17 protein-coding genes and 1 other RNA gene are annotated in these 18,039 nt (G+C 68.9%); 8 read left to right on the top strand and 10 right to left on the bottom strand.

The window, feature by feature from the left end; genetic code table 11:
* Positions 1 to 137: 137 nt before the first annotated feature.
* Together RU01_RS14380 and RU01_RS14375 are read right to left on the bottom strand one after the other, a co-directional pair.
* Positions 138 to 1,295: an iron-containing alcohol dehydrogenase gene (locus tag RU01_RS14380; RefSeq protein ID WP_042575242.1), complete on the bottom strand. Its 1,158-nt coding sequence runs from the start codon at positions 1,293 to 1,295 to the stop codon at positions 138 to 140.
* 106 nt (positions 1,296 to 1,401) lie between these two features.
* On the bottom strand, positions 1,402 to 2,892 hold the full coding sequence (locus RU01_RS14375; protein ID WP_042575241.1) for a CoA-acylating methylmalonate-semialdehyde dehydrogenase: 1,491 nt from the start codon (positions 2,890 to 2,892) through the stop codon (positions 1,402 to 1,404).
* A gap of 121 nt (positions 2,893 to 3,013) precedes the next feature.
* Here RU01_RS14375 and RU01_RS14370 point away from each other — a divergent pair, with 121 nt between their 5' ends.
* The gene (locus RU01_RS14370; protein ID WP_042575265.1) at positions 3,014 to 3,916 is read left to right on the top strand and encodes a LysR family transcriptional regulator; all 903 of its coding nucleotides are present in this window, start codon (positions 3,014 to 3,016) and stop codon (positions 3,914 to 3,916) included.
* On the opposite strand, the gene RU01_RS14365 is transcribed toward RU01_RS14370, so the two are convergent.
* Entirely contained in the window at positions 3,913 to 5,379 is a 1,467-nt protein-coding gene (locus tag RU01_RS14365) for an MFS transporter (protein WP_042575240.1), read from the bottom strand. The genes RU01_RS14370 and RU01_RS14365 overlap by 4 nt on opposite strands.
* Positions 5,380 to 5,564: 185 nt before the next feature.
* Here RU01_RS14365 and RU01_RS14360 point away from each other — a divergent pair, with 185 nt between their 5' ends.
* The gene (locus RU01_RS14360) at positions 5,565 to 6,941 is read left to right on the top strand and encodes an amidase (RefSeq protein ID WP_052493289.1); all 1,377 of its coding nucleotides are present in this window, start codon (positions 5,565 to 5,567) and stop codon (positions 6,939 to 6,941) included.
* A gap of 207 nt (positions 6,942 to 7,148) precedes the next feature.
* Here the strand turns inward: RU01_RS14360 and RU01_RS14355 are convergent, their stop codons facing one another.
* Positions 7,149 to 7,556: a PaaI family thioesterase gene (locus RU01_RS14355; protein ID WP_042575263.1), complete on the bottom strand. Its 408-nt coding sequence runs from the start codon at positions 7,554 to 7,556 to the stop codon at positions 7,149 to 7,151.
* A 58-nt stretch (positions 7,557 to 7,614) separates the two neighbouring features.
* Positions 7,615 to 8,310 (bottom strand): acetoacetate decarboxylase family protein, encoded by a 696-nt coding sequence (locus RU01_RS14350; RefSeq protein WP_042575239.1) that lies wholly within the window; start codon positions 8,308 to 8,310, stop codon positions 7,615 to 7,617.
* A gap of 69 nt (positions 8,311 to 8,379) precedes the next feature.
* Here RU01_RS14350 and RU01_RS14345 point away from each other — a divergent pair, with 69 nt between their 5' ends.
* Entirely contained in the window at positions 8,380 to 9,351 is a 972-nt protein-coding gene (locus RU01_RS14345) for a cobalamin biosynthesis protein (RefSeq protein ID WP_042575238.1), read from the top strand.
* Here RU01_RS14345 and RU01_RS14340 read toward each other — a convergent pair.
* The 3 genes from RU01_RS14340 to RU01_RS14330 are packed head-to-tail and all read right to left on the bottom strand — an operon-like array spanning position 9,280 to position 11,351.
* On the bottom strand, positions 9,280 to 10,185 hold the full coding sequence (locus tag RU01_RS14340; protein ID WP_042575237.1) for an SURF1 family cytochrome oxidase biogenesis protein: 906 nt from the start codon (positions 10,183 to 10,185) through the stop codon (positions 9,280 to 9,282). The genes RU01_RS14345 and RU01_RS14340 overlap by 72 nt on opposite strands.
* Positions 10,186 to 10,203: 18 nt before the next feature.
* Positions 10,204 to 10,665 (bottom strand): low molecular weight protein-tyrosine-phosphatase, encoded by a 462-nt coding sequence (locus RU01_RS14335; RefSeq protein WP_042575236.1) that lies wholly within the window; start codon positions 10,663 to 10,665, stop codon positions 10,204 to 10,206.
* Positions 10,662 to 11,351 carry an HAD-IA family hydrolase gene (locus RU01_RS14330; RefSeq protein WP_042575235.1) on the bottom strand — a complete coding sequence of 230 codons (690 nt, stop codon included), beginning with the start codon at positions 11,349 to 11,351 and terminating at the stop codon, positions 10,662 to 10,664. The genes RU01_RS14335 and RU01_RS14330 overlap by 4 nt, the downstream gene beginning before the upstream one ends.
* A 33-nt stretch (positions 11,352 to 11,384) precedes the next feature.
* Here RU01_RS14330 and cobC point away from each other — a divergent pair, with 33 nt between their 5' ends.
* From cobC to RU01_RS14310, 4 genes are read left to right on the top strand one after another with little or no spacing between them, the layout of a single operon-like run.
* Positions 11,385 to 12,416 (top strand): Rv2231c family pyridoxal phosphate-dependent protein CobC, encoded by a 1,032-nt coding sequence (cobC, locus tag RU01_RS14325; RefSeq protein WP_042575234.1) that lies wholly within the window; start codon positions 11,385 to 11,387, stop codon positions 12,414 to 12,416.
* 34 nt (positions 12,417 to 12,450) lie between these two features.
* Entirely contained in the window at positions 12,451 to 13,632 is a 1,182-nt protein-coding gene (locus RU01_RS14320) for a Nif3-like dinuclear metal center hexameric protein (protein WP_042575233.1), read from the top strand.
* A gap of 48 nt (positions 13,633 to 13,680) precedes the next feature.
* Positions 13,681 to 14,442, top strand: coding sequence for a zinc ribbon domain-containing protein (locus RU01_RS14315; RefSeq protein WP_042575262.1), 762 nt, complete (start codon positions 13,681 to 13,683; stop codon positions 14,440 to 14,442).
* The gene (locus RU01_RS14310; protein ID WP_042575232.1) at positions 14,439 to 15,530 is read left to right on the top strand and encodes a bifunctional RNase H/acid phosphatase; all 1,092 of its coding nucleotides are present in this window, start codon (positions 14,439 to 14,441) and stop codon (positions 15,528 to 15,530) included. Before RU01_RS14315 ends, RU01_RS14310 begins: the two co-directional genes overlap by 4 nt.
* Positions 15,531 to 15,548: 18 nt before the next feature.
* Here the strand turns inward: RU01_RS14310 and RU01_RS14305 are convergent, their stop codons facing one another.
* Positions 15,549 to 16,817: an SLC13 family permease gene (locus tag RU01_RS14305; RefSeq protein ID WP_042575261.1), complete on the bottom strand. Its 1,269-nt coding sequence runs from the start codon at positions 16,815 to 16,817 to the stop codon at positions 15,549 to 15,551.
* Positions 16,817 to 17,344: a DUF1697 domain-containing protein gene (locus RU01_RS14300; protein WP_042575231.1), complete on the bottom strand. Its 528-nt coding sequence runs from the start codon at positions 17,342 to 17,344 to the stop codon at positions 16,817 to 16,819. Before RU01_RS14300 ends, RU01_RS14305 begins: the two co-directional genes overlap by 1 nt.
* 146 nt (positions 17,345 to 17,490) lie before the next feature.
* Here RU01_RS14300 and rnpB point away from each other — a divergent pair.
* Positions 17,491 to 17,915: RNase P RNA component class A (gene rnpB, locus RU01_RS22180), an RNA gene on the top strand.
* Positions 17,916 to 18,039: the final 124 nt, after the last annotated feature.

Below are 18,039 nucleotides of genomic sequence, written 5' to 3'. Positions count from 1 at the left end.
CGATCATGATCACTCATCTCCCCGCACCCGCGCCGACATGTCTCACAACGATGCTGGCAAAGAGCGTGCAGAGTGCGCTGACCGCCGCGCGCAGCGCCCGGCGCAACAAGCAACCGGGCGCAGCGCCGCGGGCAGCGTCAGAACACCTGCCGGTACAGCTCCTCGATCTGCTGGGCGGTGGGGACGACCGGGTTGTTGTTCGGCGAACCCGAGGCCAAGGCCTGCTCGGCCATCAGCGGTACCAACGATTCCCACTTCTCGGCGTCGATGCCGTGCGAGCTGGGGGACGGCACTTCGACCGTCGCGCAGAGCTTCTCGATGTAGCTGACCAGCGCTGCCGAGGCCACGTCGTCGCTGTCGCCTTCATGCGCGGCACCGAGTTGCCGACCGCACTCGGCGTACCGCTCGGGGGCGCCGGGGATGGAAAAAGCGGTGATCGCGGGGAGCAGCATCGCATTCGACAAGCCGTGTGCGACATGGAAATGCCCGCCGATGGGTCGACTCATGCCGTGCACCAGGCAGACGCTGGCGTTGGAGAACGCCATGCCGGCCTGGGTGGATGCGGCCATCATCGCGGCGCGGGCCTCGGCGTCGTCCCCGTCGGTGTACGCGCGCACGAGGAACTTCCCGATGGTGCGCATCGCGTTCAGGGCCAGGGCGTCGGAAATCGGGTTGGCCTTCTTGCTGACGTACGCCTCGATCGCGTGGGTCAACGCGTCGACACCGGTGTCCGCGGTGAGGCGGGGAGGCATCGACATCGTCAATTCGGGGTCGACGACGGAGGCAATGGGGAGGAACGACAGGCCGGGGCACAGCATCTTCTCGTCCGACTCGCTGTCGGTGATGACCGTGAACTGCGTTGCCTCGGAGCCACTTCCGGCGGTGGTCGGGATGGCGATGATGGGCAGCGCCGGTCCGGTGTACGGGCCGGGCGCCTTGTAGTCGCGCATGACGCCGCCACCCTTGCTGAGCACCGACAGTGCCTTCGCGGTGTCCATGGGGCTGCCGCCGCCGAAGCCGATGACGGCGTCCGCGTCGTGCGCTGTGACCGCGGCGACGCCGGCGGTGAGGGAGTCGGTGGTGGGGTCGGGAACCGTCTCGGCGAACAGCGCGCCGGTCTTGCCGGCGGCCGCGATGATGCCCATGACGCGGTCCGCTGCACCCGTGCTGACCATGAACTTGTCGGTCACGAGAAGGGGGCGCTCGACGCCGAGGTCGGTGAGCACCTGCCCGAGGTCCTCGACGGCACCGGGTCCCATGCGCAGGAAGCGGGGAAAGGAAATGGATGTCGACATCGTCGTCGTGCTCCTTCTCGTGGTCGGTCGTGCGTGATGCGGAAATGCCGATGCCGCACCGACCCCCATACTGCGGGACGTCGGTGCGGCTCGGGTGGAGAGGTGGTCAGTCGTTCTCGGGGAACCCGAGGTTGATGCCGCCGTGGCTCGGGTCGAGCCAGCGGGAGGTGACGGCCTTGGCGCGGGTGAAGAAGTGCACGCCCTCGGTGCCGTGGGCGTGGGTGTCGCCGAAGAGGCTGTTCTTCCAGCCACCGAAGCTGTAGTACGCCATGGGAACCGGGATCGGCACGTTGATGCCGATCATGCCGACCTCGACCTCGTTCTGGAAGCGTCGAGCGGCGCCACCGTCGTTGGTGAAGATGGCGGTGCCGTTGCCGTAGGGGTTGTCGTTGATGAGCTGCAGGGCCTCGTCGTAGGTGTCGACGCGGACCACGGAGAGGACGGGTCCGAAGATCTCGTCGGTGTAGATGCTCATCTCGGGGGTGACGTGGTCGATGAGCGTCGGTCCGAGCCAGAAGCCCTCGTCTCCGCCGTCGGCCTTCACGGTGCGGCCGTCGACGACGATGGTGGCGCCGGATTCCTCGCCGGCGTCGACGTAGGAGGCGACCTTGTCGCGGTGCGCCTTGGTCACCAGCGGGCCCATGTCTGCGCCGCGGGTGCCGTCGCCGGTCTTGAGCGGGGTGGTGCGCTCGGCGATCTTGGCGACCAGCTCGTCCGCGATGTCGCCGACCGCGACGAGGGCGGAGATGGCCATGCAACGCTCACCGGCGGAGCCGAAGCCGGCGTTCACCATGGCGTCGGCGGCGAGGTCGAGATCGGCATCGGGAAGCACGATGGCGTGGTTCTTGGCGCCGCCGAGTGCCTGGACGCGCTTGCCGTGCGAGGTGCCGGTCGCGTAGACGTACTGCGCGATGGGGGTGGAGCCGACGAAGCTGATGGACTTGATGTTGCGGTTCTCGAGCAGCTCGTCGACGGCGGTCTTGTCGCCCTGGAGGACGTTGAAGACGCCGTCGGGCAAGCCCGCTTCCTTCCACAGCTCGGCGATCCAGATGCTCGCGGTGGGGTCCTTCTCGGACGGCTTGAGCACGACGGTGTTGCCGGCGGCGATGGCGATGGGGAAGAACCACATCGGGACCATGGCCGGGAAGTTGAAGGGGCTGATGATGCCGACGGGTCCGAGCGGCTGGCGCAGGGAGAAGACGTCGACTCCGGTCGAGGCGTTCTCGGTGAAGCCGCCCTTGAGCAGGTGCGGAATGCCGCAGGCGAATTCGACGACTTCCTGGCCGCGGCTGATCTCACCGAGCGCGTCGGAGAGGACCTTGCCGTGCTCGGCGGTGATGATCTCGGCGAGTTCGCCCTTCTTCGCGTTGAGCAGCTCGCGGAAGTTGAAGAGGATCGCGGTGCGCTTGGACAGCGAGGTGTCGCGCCAGGCGGGGAAGGCGGCGGTGGCCGAGTCGATGACGACGCGGGCATCCTCGACGGTGGCGAGGGCGAGCTCGCCGGTGACCTGACCGGTGGCCGGGTTGGTGACGGGGGAGGTCTTGTCCGAGGTGCCGGCGAACGGCTTGCCGTCCACCCAGTGCGTGATCGTGTTCACGTGAAAGTCCTTCGGTCGGTGCTGGCGTGTGACATGAGTCTCTATCGCATATTTGCCTCTGTCAAAGGCCAATGCCGCACTCTCGCGTGCAGAACTGCACGCGCTCGCCTACGCTCCGATCATGTTCTCCGCCGACCACCTGCGCTTCTTCCTTGAGGTCTCGCGTCACGGCCGCCTCAACGACGCCTCCCGCGTGCTCGGTGTCGATCACACGACCATCGGCCGCCGCATCACCAGTCTCGAGAAGGCGGCCGGTCACCGCCTGTTCGACCGGACCCCGTCCGGGTGGCGGCTGACCGAGGCGGGTCGCCGACTCGTCGCCTACGCGGAGACCGTCGAGTCGACTCTCATCGCCGCGTTCGAGGACCAGACGACGTCCGTCGGGTCGTTGACCGGTTCGGTACGCATCGCGGCGCCCGACGGGTTCGGCGCCTTCGTCCTGACACCACGGTTGACCAGACTCCGACGCGACCATCCGCACCTCGACGTCGAGCTGGTCACCGCCACCGAGCACGACGCGTTGTCGACACGCGGCTTCGACGTGGCCGTCACCCTCGAGAAGCCGTCACCACGCTTCGTGTCGTCGCGGAAGCTCGCGTCCTACGACCTGCGGCTCTATGCCTCGCGGTCCTACCTGGCGGACGCGCCGCCGCTGACAGAGCTCGCAGACCTGCGTCGTCACGTGGTGATCTGGTACGTCGACGCGCTGCTGGACGTGGTGCCCCTGCGCATTCTCGACGCGATGAACCTGGACGGGCGGCCGCAGTTCCAGACCAACAACATCACCGGTCAGTGGCTGGCGGCACGCAACGGTCTCGGAGTCGCACCGTTGCCCAACTACATCGGTGAGCCCGACGACGATCTGGTCTGTGTCCTGGAGAACGACTTCTCCGTCCGCCGTGACTACTGGACGGCGGTGCCGCGGGACCTCTCACGTCTGGCGCGGGTGAAAGCCGTCGACGACCTGCTGACGTGGATCGCCGACGACGTCCCGCACCTCTTCGCGCCCGGTCCCGAGGACTAGTGCGCGCGCTTCGGCAGCGCGAACACCAGCAGGAATGCCAGCACCGCGAACGCGGCGCTGACACCCATCGCATGGGCGGCGCTATCGGTGAACGCGGTACCGAGCGCCTCTTCGCCCGGGCCCATGACGTTCAGTGACCCGAACAGCACGCTGCCGATGATGGCGATGCCGACGGCGCTACCGACACGTTGCATCGTCGAGATGACACCACTCGCCGCGCCCGCGTCCTGCCTCTCCACGGTCGCGACGATGAACTGCGCGTTCGGTGCGATGAAGGCGCCGTTGCCCAGGCCCGCGATGAACAGGGGGAGCAGCAGCTTCCAGTTGGTCAACGCCGACGCATCGGTGAACAGCAGGACGAGCCATGCCCACACCAGGCCGATCGTGACCAGGGCGGTGCCGAGAACCAGCACGTTGCGGCCCAGCCGCTCGCTGAGCTTGTTCGACTGCGACGAGGAGATGATGCTGCCGATCGCGAACGGGATGGACACGACGCCCGACGCCAGCGCGGAGTTGCCCAGGCCGGTCTGCCACAGGATCGAGATGGTGAAGAAGATGGAGGTGAACGCCGCGAAGTAGACCAGCGCGAGGATGACACCACCGGTGAACGCCGGCCGGGTGAACAGGCGCGGCGGAACCAGTGGCGTGTGACCGGCCCGGGAGTACCGAACCTCCCAGGCTCCGAACAACCCGATCAGCACGATGCCGGCGACGAGGGTGACGTACGTCCATACCGGCCATCCGGTGTCCTGGCCCTCGATCAGCGGGACCAGCACGGCGACGAGACCGGCGGTGATCAAGGCCAGTCCGACCCAGTCGATGCCGCGAGAGGGCGCCTCCGGCGAGTCGATCTGGTCCTGGCGAGGCAGGATCTTCGCGGCGAGGATCAGGCCGATGATGCCGAACGGCAGATTGACCCAGAAGACCAGGCGCCATCCGGTCTCGCTGCCCGCAGCTTCGATGATGAGACCGCCGATGATCGGTCCGAGCGCAGAGGACACACCGATGACCGCACCCATGATGGCGAAGGCCTTGCCGCGCATCTGCGGCGGGAACAGCAACTGGATGTAGGCGGTGACGGCGGGGACGAAGATGCCGCCGGCCAGACCCTGCACGATGCGCGCCGCGACCAGCTGCAGATCGTTCTGAGCAAGACCACAGGCGAGGCTCGACACGGTGAACAGCGCCAAGCCGGCGAAGAACACCCACTTGTGCCCGATGCGGTCGCCGACGCGGCCGGCGGGAATGAGCGCCAGTCCGAACGCGAGGGCGTATCCCGAGATGATCCAGGACAGCGTCGCCTCGGATGCGCCGAGGCTGGTCCTGATGGTGGGGAGTGCGACGTTGACGATGGTCGTATCGAGCAGGGCGATGAACATGCCCATGAGCAGCACGATCAGCGACTGCCATGCGCGACGGCTGACCGCGGGGGCCGAACTCTCGGCCGATGTGGAGGTGGACACCCGGTGGAACCTTTCGCACAGGAAATGAACGGACGACCGTATTCGGTGGAGACCCGACTCTCGGACCGGTGAGAGGCGAAGTTCCCTACAGTTGTCGACACCGCGATTGCGCGGCACGCAGGGTTACGTTCCCCAGCGCTGCACTGTGCAATCACGGAACGCAGCTTCTTCGGCAGGGGGACACCATGGCTCTACACGCTTTCGGGGACGACGCACTGGGCATGCACGACGCGGTGGGGCTGGCGCGTGCGCTCCGCCTCGGGGAGGTGTCGCGGGACGAGGTGACGGCCGCTGCGCTCTCGCGCATCGAGAAAGTGTCCGAGTTGGACGCACTGGTGGGACCCGTCCTGGCCTCGCCGATGCACGGTGACGCGAGCGGACCCTTCGCCGGTGTCCCCACCGTGATCAAGGACAACAGCGACGTCCGCGGCCTGACGACCGGACAGGGATCCGAGATCATCCGTGCACGCCCCGCCGCGAAGCACGGCCCGGTGGCGCGCGAGATGCAGTCGATGGGCTTCGGCATCCTGGCCAAGACCACGCTGCCCGAGTTCGGACTCAGCGCCTCCACCGAATTCCCGACGCGCTCTCCGACCCGCAACCCGTGGAACACCGACTACTCGACGGGGGCGTCGTCCGGTGGCTCCGCTGCGTTGGTCGCCGCGGGCGCGGTGCCGCTGGCACACGGCAACGACGGGGGAGGGTCCATCCGCATCCCGGCGGCGTGCGCAGGCCTGGTCGGGCTGAAGCCGTCCAGGGGACGCTTCGTGTTGCCGGCCCTCGAGAAGCTGCTGCCCGTCGCCATCGTGTCGGAAGGGGTCCTGACGCGCAGTGTCCGCGACACCGCCGCATTCTGGGCGCATGCGGATCGCTCGAGCTCACGGTCGCTGCGTCCCATCGGCACCGTGACCGGTCCGTCGGCGCGGCGGCTTCGCATCGGCGTCGTCAGGCAGTCGCCGGCGGGTGGGAGTACGGACGCGGACACTCTGGCTGCCGTCGACGGAGCGGTGGCTCTGCTCGAACGGCTCGGCCACGGCGTGGACGCCATCGACGTGGTGCCGATCGATCAGCGGTTCCCGGAGGACTTCGTCGAGTACTGGTCGTTCCTCGCCTACGTCCTGCAGAAGTCGACCCCGCGAATCGACGGGCGGACGCAACGCGACTTCGACTCGCTGACAGTCGGTTTGGCCGGTCGCTTCCGCGCGACGCGGCTACCGGGCGTCGTGCGCAGGCTGCGGGCGGCCGCAGCCGACTACGCGTCGATGTTCGAGAGAGTCGACGTGGTGATGTCCCCGGTCCTGGGCCATGCGACTCCGGAGCTCGGATTCCTCTCTCCCCATGTGCCGTTCGACGAGTACCTCGCCCGGCTCACCAGCTATGCGGCGTTCACACCGCTGCACAATGTGACGGGATCACCGGCGATCTCGCTGCCACTCGCCCAGTCCTCGGTGGGCACACCGCTCGGCGTCATGTTCTCCGGACCGCGCGGAGACGAGCGCACGCTGCTGCAGCTGGCGTTCGAACTGGAAGATGCTGCGCCGTGGCGGTCGATCGTCTCCTGATCAAGTTGTTCGCCCGATTCCGTTGTTCCCGTAGCCGATAGGGGCTCGGGTGCATAGTGTTCGGGCCGGAGCTACCAGGGCTCCGGTTCGCCCATCGAAGGAGCAGACATGTCGGTTGGACTCACGGTCGTGGACGTCCTGACCCGCATCTCGTACCTGTTCCGCGGCTGGGGTTTCTGACCCCCGCCCCGTAAGCGGGGGAGCGCGTCAGGCCTTCGGGTTCGGGATGTTCTGCAGTCGCACCTGACCGCGGGCGATGTCCTTGCCCGACTCGGTGGAGGTGATGACCACCTGCCACAGCTGCTGAACTCGGCCCTGCTGCAACGGGATCGCGACGACGTCGACGCGTCCCTCGGTCATCGATCGCAGGAAGTCGGTGGCGTTGTGCACGCCGACGGCGAACTGGCCGCGATCCGCTACGGCCACACTGGCGCCGATGCTGGCGACGGATTCCACCGCGGAGGCGTAGACACCGCCGTGAACGACGCCCCAGGGTGTGTGGTGGTCGGCGGTCAGGTCGATGTGCCCGCGCACCTCCGTGCCCGTCGCCACCGTCACCTGCAGACCCGCCGCAGCGGTGAACACGGTATCGGCGAAGTTCTGCAGATCGGTCATGGCGAATGCTCCGTACGGCTGGGCGAGGGGAAACCTGTCGGCCTCACTGTAGAGAAGATCAGGACCGGGTGACGTGCGCTCCGAACACGATCGACGCATCGCCGAGTGCGACGCTGACCGTGGGTGTGCGGCCGTCGAGGTAGCCGAGCGGGCCGTCCGGGGCGAACGTCCACGAGGTCTTCAGTGATCGCACCGTCGGGTAGATGTTGTTGCGGGAGATGACTGTTCGGCCGTCGAGGTGCTGCGCGGTGGTCAGCGGGATGCGCGGCGTGCCGGGGAGCCGCAGTCTGCCGACGTGCGCGTCCAGCGAGGCGACGGGTGCACCGTCCGAGGTCATCGACGCCGTGACGCGGTCACCGCTGGTGGTGCGTCGGAAAGCGCCGAGGTGTTTGGGGATGGACCAGAGTTCGCGGCCGCCCGTGCGTGACTGCGGGCTGTCGACCCAGATGTGGGGGATGGTGGCCATCACGGCGGCGCCGCGGCGCACGAGCACCGACCCGATCAGTTCGTCGTAGCTGAGCACACCGCCGGAGGTGTAACGGACGAACGCTGCCGACGCGATGGCCTTCCCGCCGACGGTCACGAGCGTCGCGCCGGTCTCGGCGACCGCGGAGACGACGTCCTGAGGCAACTCGCGCACGGGGACCCGGTACGCCGACACCAGCAGCGTCCCGCCGAGGTACCAGGGCTCGGGCGGGTAGGACTCGCCGTCCTGGCCGGTGTGCCAATCCTGCCTCTGCATCGCCTCGGTCATGCGGACAGGGTAGCGGATACGTGGACGTCCGAGTATCTGTCGTGTGATCCCGCGTTACGATCGCCGGTGATGACTACCCCTCTGCTCGGCCTCGTCGGCGGCTACGTCGCCGACATCGCTCTCGGTGACCCGTCCCGACGTCACCCCGTCGCCGGTTTCGGCACCGTCGCCCTCGCCCTGGAGCGAAGGACGTACCGGGACAGCCGTCTCGCCGGCGCCCTGCACACCGGCATCCTGGTCGGAGGAGTAGTCGGCGCGTCCGTCGCGGTCGAGTCGCTTCTGCGGCCGCATCCGACCGCACGTGCCGCGGCCACCGCCGTCGTCGTGTGGTCGTGCCTCGGCGGAACCACCCTCGTGCGAACGGGTCACGCGATGGCCGACGCTCTCGATGCCAACGATCTTCCGGCCGCGCGCGCGATCATCCCGTCGTTGTGCGGCCGCGACCCCGCGTCGCTGGACGACGCCGGGGCCGCCCGCGCAGCGCTCGAATCCGTCGCGGAGAACACCTCCGACGCCACGACCGGCGTGCTGTTCTGGACCGCCGTGGCCGGTATTCCGGGCGCTGTCGCCTACCGGGCCGTCAACACGCTCGACGCGATGATCGGCTACCACTCACCGCGCTACGAGCGGTTCGGCTGGTTCGCCGCTCGTCTCGACGACGTCGTCAATCTGATTCCGGCCCGTCTCACCGGTGCGCTGACGGTGGCCGCGGCACCGACCGTCGGCGGATCGGTCACCGACGCCCTGACCGCGTGGCGTTCCGACGCGTCGAGCCACCCGAGCCCCAACGCCGGTGTCGCCGAATCGACGGCCGCCGGAGCGTTGGGGGTCCGCCTGGGCGGCGAGACCGCGTATCCGCACGGCGTCGAGCAGCGTCCGACTCTGGGCACCGGCCGCGAGCCGACCGTCGACGATCTGCGGCGCGCGGTGCGGCTGTCCGCGGTGGTTCAGGCGGGCGCGACGGCGGTGTCAGCGCTTGTCGCCGTAGCGATCCGTCATCACCGAGTCCGGCGTGGTCTGCGTCTTCTTCGATCGTCGTAGTCCGCGGCGCGACTGCAGCAGCGCGTCCAGTCCGTCGTCGTACTCGTCGGAATCCGTGGAGGGAGCGGTGACGGGCGTGTTCTCGACGGTGCCGGTCTTGTCGCGTCGACGCTCACGGAGTTCTGCGCGCACGAAGTAGGCGAGACCCAGAGGCGCCATCAGACCGAACGCCAGCCACTGCAATCCGTACGACAGGTACGGGCCGGCGTCGAGCTGGGGGAGTGCGATGACCCCGAGGCCGCCCGGCTGATCCTCGGCGAGCTGGACGTAGCCGTCGATGAGATCGGTGCCGGTCAACGGACCGACCTGCGCGGGAGTGATCGTGTAGACCTGCGGGATGCCGGGCCCCGACACCGCCGGCTTGTCCGGGACGGACGGCTCGGACGCCCGCAGGCGACCTTCGAGAGTGGTCTGCCCCGCGGGTGCCGGAGCGAAGGACGGGACGTCGATACCGGTGGTCGGCAGGACATATCCGCGGTTGACCAGGATCGTGGGTCCGACGTCGGTGACGAACGGGGTCAGCACCTCGAAGGCCGGCGTGTCGTCCACGCTGCGCAGCCGGACCACGACGTCCTTGCCGGATTCGTAGGTGCCCGTGAGTCGGACCCGTCGCCAGTCCTCGTCGGGTGCCACCGTGCGGTCGGCCACCAGGTCACCTGCGGCCACCGGGTCGGCATCGAAGGACCGGCTGATCTGATCGTTGCGTGCCGACGTCGTGGTGTTCTTGCCCAGCTGCCACGGCGCGAGAACCGTGAAGCAGAGGTAGGCGAACAGGATGACGACCGCCGCGAGTGCCAACCACCCGGGGCGAACGAGGAACGACAATCGGCGCACGACTACACAGCGTAGTCGTCAGCGGCGGGAGAGGTCCTCGAGCAGACCGGGCAGAGCCGCTTCGATCTGCTCCCGCACGGTCCCGAAGTCCGCCTCGGTGCCGTAGTACGGGTCGGCGACCGAGTCGGAATCGGCGTCGGGGTCGAAGGACCGCAACAGCGCCAGGCGGTCGGACGTGACCCCGAGCCTCCGCAGTTCGCGCTCGTGGGAGCGGTCCAGCGCGACCACCAGATCGGCGCCCAGGATCTCTTCGTCGACGGTGCGCGCACGGTGCGCGGACGGGTAACCGTGCGCTTCGAGCTCGGCCACGGCACGCGGATCCGCGGGGTCGCCGACGTGCCAGTCTCCGGTGCCGGCACTTGTCACCCGGACACGTCCGTCCAAGCCGGCGGCGACCAACGACTCGGCGACGATCTTCTCGGCCATCGGTGACCGGCAGATGTTGCCCGTGCAGACGAAGGTGACGTGCACGGGGGTCATGCGGCACTCGAGGTCAACGACGCCAGCAGGGCGATGAGATCCGCTGCCGACTCCACCGACCAGGTCGCGGCGGCGTGCTCCCCGGCCTGCCCGTAACCCCATGCGACGAGAACGACGGGGATGCCCCAGTGGCCCGCACCGAACACGTCGTGATCGCGATCTCCGACCATGACCACCGAGCCGGTGCCGCCGGCCGCGGTCTCACGGGCAGTGCGGCCCACCTGTTCGAGTGCCCTGGCCACGACGTCGGACTTTGCGCGCCGCGACCCGTCGTCGCTGGCGCCGGCGATGAACTCGAAGTATTTCGCCAGGTCGAAGTGCTCGAGGATGCGTCGCGCGAAGCGCTCGTTCTTGGACGTCGCGACGGCCATGGGGATGCCGGCGGCGCGCAGCGCCTCCAGCACCTCGACCACACCCTCGTACACGCTGTTCTCGGCCCAGCCCTGCCGGTCGTAGTACTCGGTGTACGCCTCGCGCGCCCGCTCGACCTGATCCTCGGACAGGCCCAACGACCGGAACGTGTCGATCATCGGAGGCCCGACGACGTGCGCGTGGACGTCCGCCCCCACCGGTGGGGTTCCGACGGTGGCCAGCGCGTGATCGAAACCGGCGAGGATGCCGGGCGCCGAGTCGGTCAGAGTTCCGTCCAGATCGAACAGGACGAGGTCGACTGCGGTGGCGGACATGGGCTCAGTATAGGAGCGCCTACAGTCGCCACCATGACCGACGACACCGGGCCTCACGATCTCCGGCATCACGGTGATGTCGAGGTGGACGCGGGAATGGACGACTTCGCCGTCAACGTCCGCGGGGACCGTCCGCCGGAGTGGTTGCGTCACAGACTCGTCGAGGCCGTCGACCGCCTCGCGTCGTATCCGTCGGCTGCCGAGGACCTCGAGGTGCGTCAGCGAGTGGCGCAGCGCCACAACAGAACTCCCGACGAAGTCCTGCTTCTCGCCGGAGCGGCAGAAGGTTTCGCGATGCTGCCGCGTCTGCGGTCCCGTCTGGCCGCCGTCGTCCACCCGTCGTTCACCGAGCCGGAGTTCGCGTTGCGCAGCGCCGACGTCCCCGTCCACCGGGTCGTGCTCTCCGCGCCCTACCGCCTGGCCGACGCGGACGTTCCCGGGGAGGCGGACCTGGTGGTGCTGGGCAACCCCACCAATCCCACCTCGGTCGCCCACCCCCGGGCCGACGTGCTGGCGTTGCGTCGCCCCGGCCGGATCGTCGTCGTCGACGAAGCGTTCGCCGACACGATGCCGGGTGAGCCCGAGTCGGTCGCCTCGATCACCGCACCGGACGTCGTCGTGCTGCGCAGCCTGACCAAGTCGTTCGCCCTCGCCGGGCTGCGGTGCGGGTACGTCCTCGCGAGCCCGGAGATCCTGGCGACGCTGAGTCACGGACGGGCGCACTGGCCGCTGGGCACTCTGCAGCTCGCCGCCATCGCCGCGTGCTGCGAACCCGCTGCCGTCGCGGCTGTCGAGGCCGACGCGTCGGTGCTCGCATCGGAACGGGAGTACATGATCGGCCGATTGCGGGGCCTCGGCGTCGACGTTCTGACACCCGCGTCCGCGTCGTTCCTGCTGGTGCGTGTCGACGGGGGAGCTGCCGTGCGGGAGCGGCTGCGCCGACGCGGCATCGCGGTGCGGCGGTGCGACACCTTTCCCGGCCTGACGTCGGACCATCTGCGCCTCGCCGTGCGCGGCAAGGATGCGGTGGATCGACTGGTCGCCGCATTGCGCGAGGTCGCCTGACGGCCGTGTCCTCCCGGCCACCTAGAGTCGAGGAATGTCCGACCTCCGCGCCGCTGAAGTCCCGACGCTGTCCGACGTCATCGCGGTGCTCGATGCCGCGTATCCGCCGCGGCTCGCGGAAGGGTGGGACTCCGTGGGGCTGGTGTGCGGCGATCCCGCGGACCCCGTCAGGGCCGTGTTCTTCGCCGTGGACGCCACCGAATCCGTGATCGACGAGGCTCTCGAGGCCGGTGCCGATCTGCTGGTCGTGCATCACCCGCTGCTGCTGCGCGGGGTCGACACGGTCGGTGCGCACACCCCGAAGGGCGCGCTGATCCACCGCCTAATCAAGGCCGGGTGCGCGCTGTTCACCGCGCACACCAATGCGGACTCCGCACAGCCCGGTGTGTCGGACGCTCTGGCCGCACTGCTGGGTCTCGAGAATCTGATGCCGCTCGAGGAGAAGCCGGCCGGCGGCGTCGACAAGTGGGGTGTGCACGTTCCCGTCGGCGACGCGTCCACCGTGCGCGAGGCCATGTTCGCCGCCGGGGCAGGAGCGATCGGGGACTACCGCGAGTGCAGTTGGAGCACCGAGGGAGTCGGCCAGTTCCGGCCGGTGGACGGTGCGCAGCCTGCCATCGGGACTGTCGGCACCGTCGAGTTCGTCGAGGAGTCGCGCCTCGAGATGGTGGCACCGCGCAGTGCGCGCGCCCGGGTCCTGGCCGCACTGCGAGCGGCCCACCCGTACGAGGAGCCGGCATTCGACGTCGTGGAGTCGGTCGACCTTCCCACCGGCTGCGGCCTGGGGCGCGTCGGCACGCTCGCGGATCCGATCACCCTGCGCGAGTTCACCTCACGCGTCGCCGACAGGTTGCCGGCCACCGCCTGGGGCATCCGTGCGGCCGGTGACCCCGACTCCACGGTCCGCACCGTGGCGGTGTGCGGAGGATCAGGCGATTCGATGCTCGACGCGGTCACCCGTGCCGGTGCCGACGTGTACGTGACGTCCGACCTTCGACACCACGTCGCCGACGAGCACCTGCGGGCCGGTGGACCCGCGCTGATCGACGTCGCGCACTGGGCGGGGGAGTTCCCGTGGTGTGCGCAGGCGCAGTCACTGCTGGACGAGAGGTTCGGCTCGGCCGCGGGCTGGCGCACGACCGTCGCGACGAGGCGGACCGACCCATGGACCATCGGGGCAGGTGCGGAGGCGCGCGCGCACCCGTCCGGTGCATAGTCGCCGTCGATACCGGGACGGGCCGGTGCTGGCGGTAGCGTGACACGCGTGAACGTCGACCCGAAGATCCAGCTGAAGCTTCTCGACCTGGCAGCCATGGACACCGAACTGGCCCAGCTCGCGCATCGTCGACGCACCTTGCCCGAGCAGATCGAGCTCGACGCACTCGAGCGCGAACGTCTCGACCGCAAGGACGCGGCGGTCGGTGTGCAGATCTCGCTCGACGATCTCGACCGCGACATCCGCAAGCTCGAAGGCGAAGTCGACGCGGTGCGTCGCCGCGAGGAGAAGGATCGCGCCGCGCTCGACTCCGGGTCCGCGCCGGCGAAGCAGCTCAGCGAACTGCAGCACGAACTGGCCAGCCTCGAGCGCCGCCGAGGAATCCTCGAGGACGAGCTGCTCGAGGTCATGGAACAGCGCGAGGCGTCGCAGGCCGACTACGAGCACGCCGGTGCGCGGCTGAGCCAGGCCGAGGATCAGATCATCGACGCGACGCGTCGTCGGGACGATGCACTCGCGGACGTCGACAAGTCGACGGAAACCCGGTCGGCGCAACGTGCCGAGCTCGCCGCCGGACTCCCGGACGACGTGTCCGCCGCCTACGAGAAGCAGCGCTCCCAGTCGGGGATCGGTGCGGCACTGCTGCGCGGTCGCCGGTGCGGCGCCTGCCGGATCGAACTGGACCGCGGGGAGATCTCCCGCATCGCCTCCACCCCTGCCGATGTGGTCGTGCGGTGCTCCGAGTGCAACACGATCCTGGTGCGCACCAACGAGTCCGGCCTTCCCTCCGGCAAGCCCGCCGGCTCGTGACCTCCGTCGTCGTCGAGGCCGACGGAGGGTCGCGCGGCAATCCGGGCCCCGCGGGGTACGGCGCCGTCGTCTGGGACTCCGCTCGCCGGAACGTGCTCGCGGAACGTCGTGAGCATCTGGGAGTGGCCACCAACAACGTGGCGGAATACCGCGGCCTCATCGCCGGCCTCGATGCCGCGCGGGAGATCGGCGCGACACGGGTGTCGGTGCGGATGGACTCGAAGCTGGTGGTCGAGCAGATGTCCGGACGCTGGAAGGTCAAGCACCCCGACATGATTCCGCTGCGCGCCCGCGCGGCCGACATCGCCGAGACCTTCGAGTACGTCGACTACACCTGGATCCCGCGCGCGGAGAACTCGCACGCGGACCGTCTGGCCAACCAGGCCATGGACGGCGAGGACTCGATGCTGACGGGCGGTGAGTCCGCGCCGGCGCCGGTCGCGGAACGTCCTCCGTGGCAGTCGGTGTCGGGCGCTGCGACGCGCACGGTGTTGCTCCGGCACGGGCAGACCGCACTGTCGGTGGACAAGCGGTACTCGGGCCGCGGCAACCCGGAACTGACCGAGCTGGGGCGCGCCCAGGCGGCGTCGGCGGCAGGTCGTATCGCTGTCCTGGGCGGCATCGACGCCATCGTGTCGTCTCCGCTGGGGCGGGCACGCGAGACTGCCGAGGCGGTGTCGCGGAGCACCGGCGTCGCGGTGACCACGCTGGACTCGCTGACGGAGACGGACTTCGGCTCGTGGGAGGGCCTGACGTTCCGTGAGGTGTCCGAGCGAGACCCGGACCTGCACGGCGAGTGGATGAGCGATACGTCGGTGCGGCCGCCCGGCGGCGAGAGCTTCGACGAGGTGCGCGAGCGCGTCCGCGGAGCGCGCGACAGCATCCTGCGCGACTACGCCGGGAAGACGGTCGTCGTCGTCTCGCACGTGACACCCATCAAGACGCTGCTCCAGTTCGGCCTCGATGTCGGGCCGTCGATCCTCTACCGCCTGCATCTCGACCTGGCGTCGATCAGCATCGTCGACTGGTTCGACGACGACGCCGCGTCCGTGCGCCTGGTCAACGACACGTCGTACCTGTGGGCGTGAGGAACGACAAGGGCCTGATCAGACCTGCAGTCCCACCCACAGTGCGACGGTGGCCGCGACGACGGTGATCGGTGTGGTCACCATGCCCACGATCGTGAAGGTGCGCAGGCTGGGCGGTTCGTTCTCCGCGCGAGCCACCCTGCGCCACAACATGATCGCGAGCGACCCCACGTAGGTGAGATTCGGTCCCAGGTTGACGCCGATGAGCATCGCGAGCAGTGCCGGAACCGGGACCGCGCCGGGCACGGAGGTGAGGGCGGCCAGCAGCAGCAGCGTCGCGGGCAGGTTGTTGAGGATGTTCGACGCGACCGCGGCGATGCCCGCGACGGCCAGGAGGGCGAGCAGGGTCGACGACGTCGGCAGAATGTCGGCCACCGCATCGCCCACAGGTCCCTGAGCGAGTCCCGCGACGACGACACCCAAGGCGAACACGAAGACGCAGAACCAGACGTCGAGCGCTCGGAGTATCGACACGGTGGTCGTGCGGCCGCGTCGCAGTGCCGGCACGGCGAGCACCAGCGCGGCCGCAGCCGCGACCCAGACGGGTTCGATGCCCAGTGACCCGATCACGGCGAAACCGATCAGAGCGCACGCGATCACGCCGAGCGCGAAGGTCGGGGTAGCGACGGTCGTCTCGGTGTCCTCGGCAACGTCGTCGAGTTCTTGCCGCAGATCCCGGCGGAACAGCCACCGGAACGCCAGGTACTCGAGTCCGATCGCGACGATCCACGGCGCCGCCATCAGGGCGGTGAAGTGCAGGAACGACAGGCCGGTCGCCGAGAACACCAGCAGGTTGGTCAGATTCGACACCGGCAGCAGCGTGGACGCCGAGTTCGACAGGTGAGCGACCGCGTACGACGACGGTCGCGCCGACATGCCGGCCCGCCGGGCCGCCGCCACGACCACCGGTGTCAGCAGGACCACGGTGGCGTCGAGGCTCAGGACCGCCGTCGTGAGCGACGCGGTGACGAAGACGAGCCCCAGCAGTCGGACCGGGGACGACCGCGCCCGGCGGTGGAGAACCGACGCGATCCAGGTGAACACACCATGAGCGTCGGCAAGATGGGCGAGAGCGAGGATGGCGGCCAGGAACGCGACGGTCGGTGCCAATTCGGCTGTCTCGTGCAGCGCGTCGGTGGTGGACACGACGCCGAGCGCGATGGCGAGGACGGCTGCCGGCACGGCCACGGCGGCCTCGGGCAGTCCGCGAGGCCGGACGATGGCGAAGATCAACACCGCAGCGACCAGCAGCGCGGCCACGACGGTCCGCGCGGTGGAATCGGTGATCACGCGAGGATCTTGCGCAGCGTACGGAGGTTGCGAGTGGTGGTGGTCGACTTGTACGACGGCCGCGAACTGGCCTTGCCGAGGACGCTGCCGAGCGTGTCGCCCTTGATCACTTCCCAGTACAGAACGTGGTGCGGACCGAGAGCGCATCGCTCGACGGACGCGTCGAGGGAGCTGCCGAGCGTCGCCAACTCGGCGGTGGATGCACCGTCCGTGGAGAACACGACGTAGGGGTGCCGCACCGACTCGTCGGTCTGCCACGGGTAGTTCTCGACGACCTCGGTGAGCTGGCCGACGGTGACGACCACGACCCATGCGTCGTATCCGAACGATGAGCGCAGCACGCCCTCGACGTCGGCGCGGACCACGGCCGGATCGGTGGTCGTCGCGGTGAGACGGACGTTGCCCGACGCGAGCACCGTGCGGACGTCGGTGTACCCGGCGCCGCCCAGAGCCGTCCTCAGATCGGCCATCCGGATCCGGATCCCTCCGACGTTGATGCCCCGCAGGAGGACGACGAATTCCATGGACGTGACTCTATGTCCACCCCCGCGAGCACGGCGAAAGTGTCGTGATCAGTGGCCGTTTCGCGGCATTTTCGGCGTACTCGCCGAGGTGTGGGGGCGAGGGTGGAGGTGTCGGAGCAAGGGTGGAGATAGGATGACCGCGCGGACGAGTTGGCCGGGCGGCCGCGGCACGGAGAACTGTCGACCTGGCGTCGTCAAGCTCCGAGCCGAGGAAAGTCCGGACTCCACAGAGCAGGGCGGTTGCCAACAGCAACCCGAGGTGACTCGCGGGACAGTGCCACAGAAAAGAGACCGCCGGTCCGTCCTCGGACGGGTCGGTCAGGGTGAAACGGTGCGGTAAGAGCGCACCAGCACCCCGGGTGACCGGGGTGGCTCGGTAAACCCCGCCCGGAGCAAGATCGAAGGTCGCACCACCGTTCGCGGAGGTGCGGCTGCGCAGGTGCTCGAGGGCTGCTCGCCCGAGCCTGCGGGTTGATCGCTCGAGGTACCCGGCGACGGTGTGCCCAGATGGATGGTCGCCACTCGGGACATGTTCCGAGTACAGGATCCGGCTTACACGCCGACTCGTCCGCACCCTCGACGGCTGATCGGACCCGGACTAGAACATATGTTCGAAGTCCTCTACAGTGGTTCACGGCGGGTCGGCGGTAGGAAACTACGGGAAGCGTCGACCCGCCGCCACGACAATGGCATCC

Origin of the sequence: Rhodococcus sp. MEB064 (assembly GCF_000834565.1) — a bacterium.
Lineage (GTDB): Bacteria > Actinomycetota > Actinomycetes > Mycobacteriales > Mycobacteriaceae > Rhodococcoides.
Note: the sequence above shows the minus strand (reverse complement) of the source record. Positions and strands in the feature narration are given on the sequence as shown.

Bases quoted from the DNA above. Each gene is read 5' to 3' on its own strand.
- RU01_RS14350 (WP_042575239.1), bottom strand. From the start codon at position 8,310: ATGACCGAGGCGATGCAGAGGCAGGATTGGCACACCGGCCAGGACGGC.
- cobC (WP_042575234.1), top strand. From the start codon at position 11,385: ATGACCGACGACACCGGGCCTCACGATCTCCGGCATCACGGTGATGTC.
- RU01_RS14345 (WP_042575238.1), top strand. From the start codon at position 8,380: ATGACTACCCCTCTGCTCGGCCTCGTCGGCGGCTACGTCGCCGACATC.
- RU01_RS14330 (WP_042575235.1), bottom strand. From the start codon at position 11,351: ATGTCCGCCACCGCAGTCGACCTCGTCCTGTTCGATCTGGACGGAACT.
- RU01_RS14355 (WP_042575263.1), bottom strand. From the start codon at position 7,556: ATGACCGATCTGCAGAACTTCGCCGATACCGTGTTCACCGCTGCGGCG.
- RU01_RS14320 (WP_042575233.1), top strand. From the start codon at position 12,451: ATGTCCGACCTCCGCGCCGCTGAAGTCCCGACGCTGTCCGACGTCATC.
- RU01_RS14335 (WP_042575236.1), bottom strand. From the start codon at position 10,665: ATGACCCCCGTGCACGTCACCTTCGTCTGCACGGGCAACATCTGCCGG.
- RU01_RS14380 (WP_042575242.1), bottom strand. From the start codon at position 1,295: ATGTCGACATCCATTTCCTTTCCCCGCTTCCTGCGCATGGGACCCGGT.
- RU01_RS14360 (WP_052493289.1), top strand. From the start codon at position 5,565: ATGGCTCTACACGCTTTCGGGGACGACGCACTGGGCATGCACGACGCG.
- RU01_RS14370 (WP_042575265.1), top strand. From the start codon at position 3,014: ATGTTCTCCGCCGACCACCTGCGCTTCTTCCTTGAGGTCTCGCGTCAC.
- RU01_RS14300 (WP_042575231.1), bottom strand. From the start codon at position 17,344: ATGGAATTCGTCGTCCTCCTGCGGGGCATCAACGTCGGAGGGATCCGG.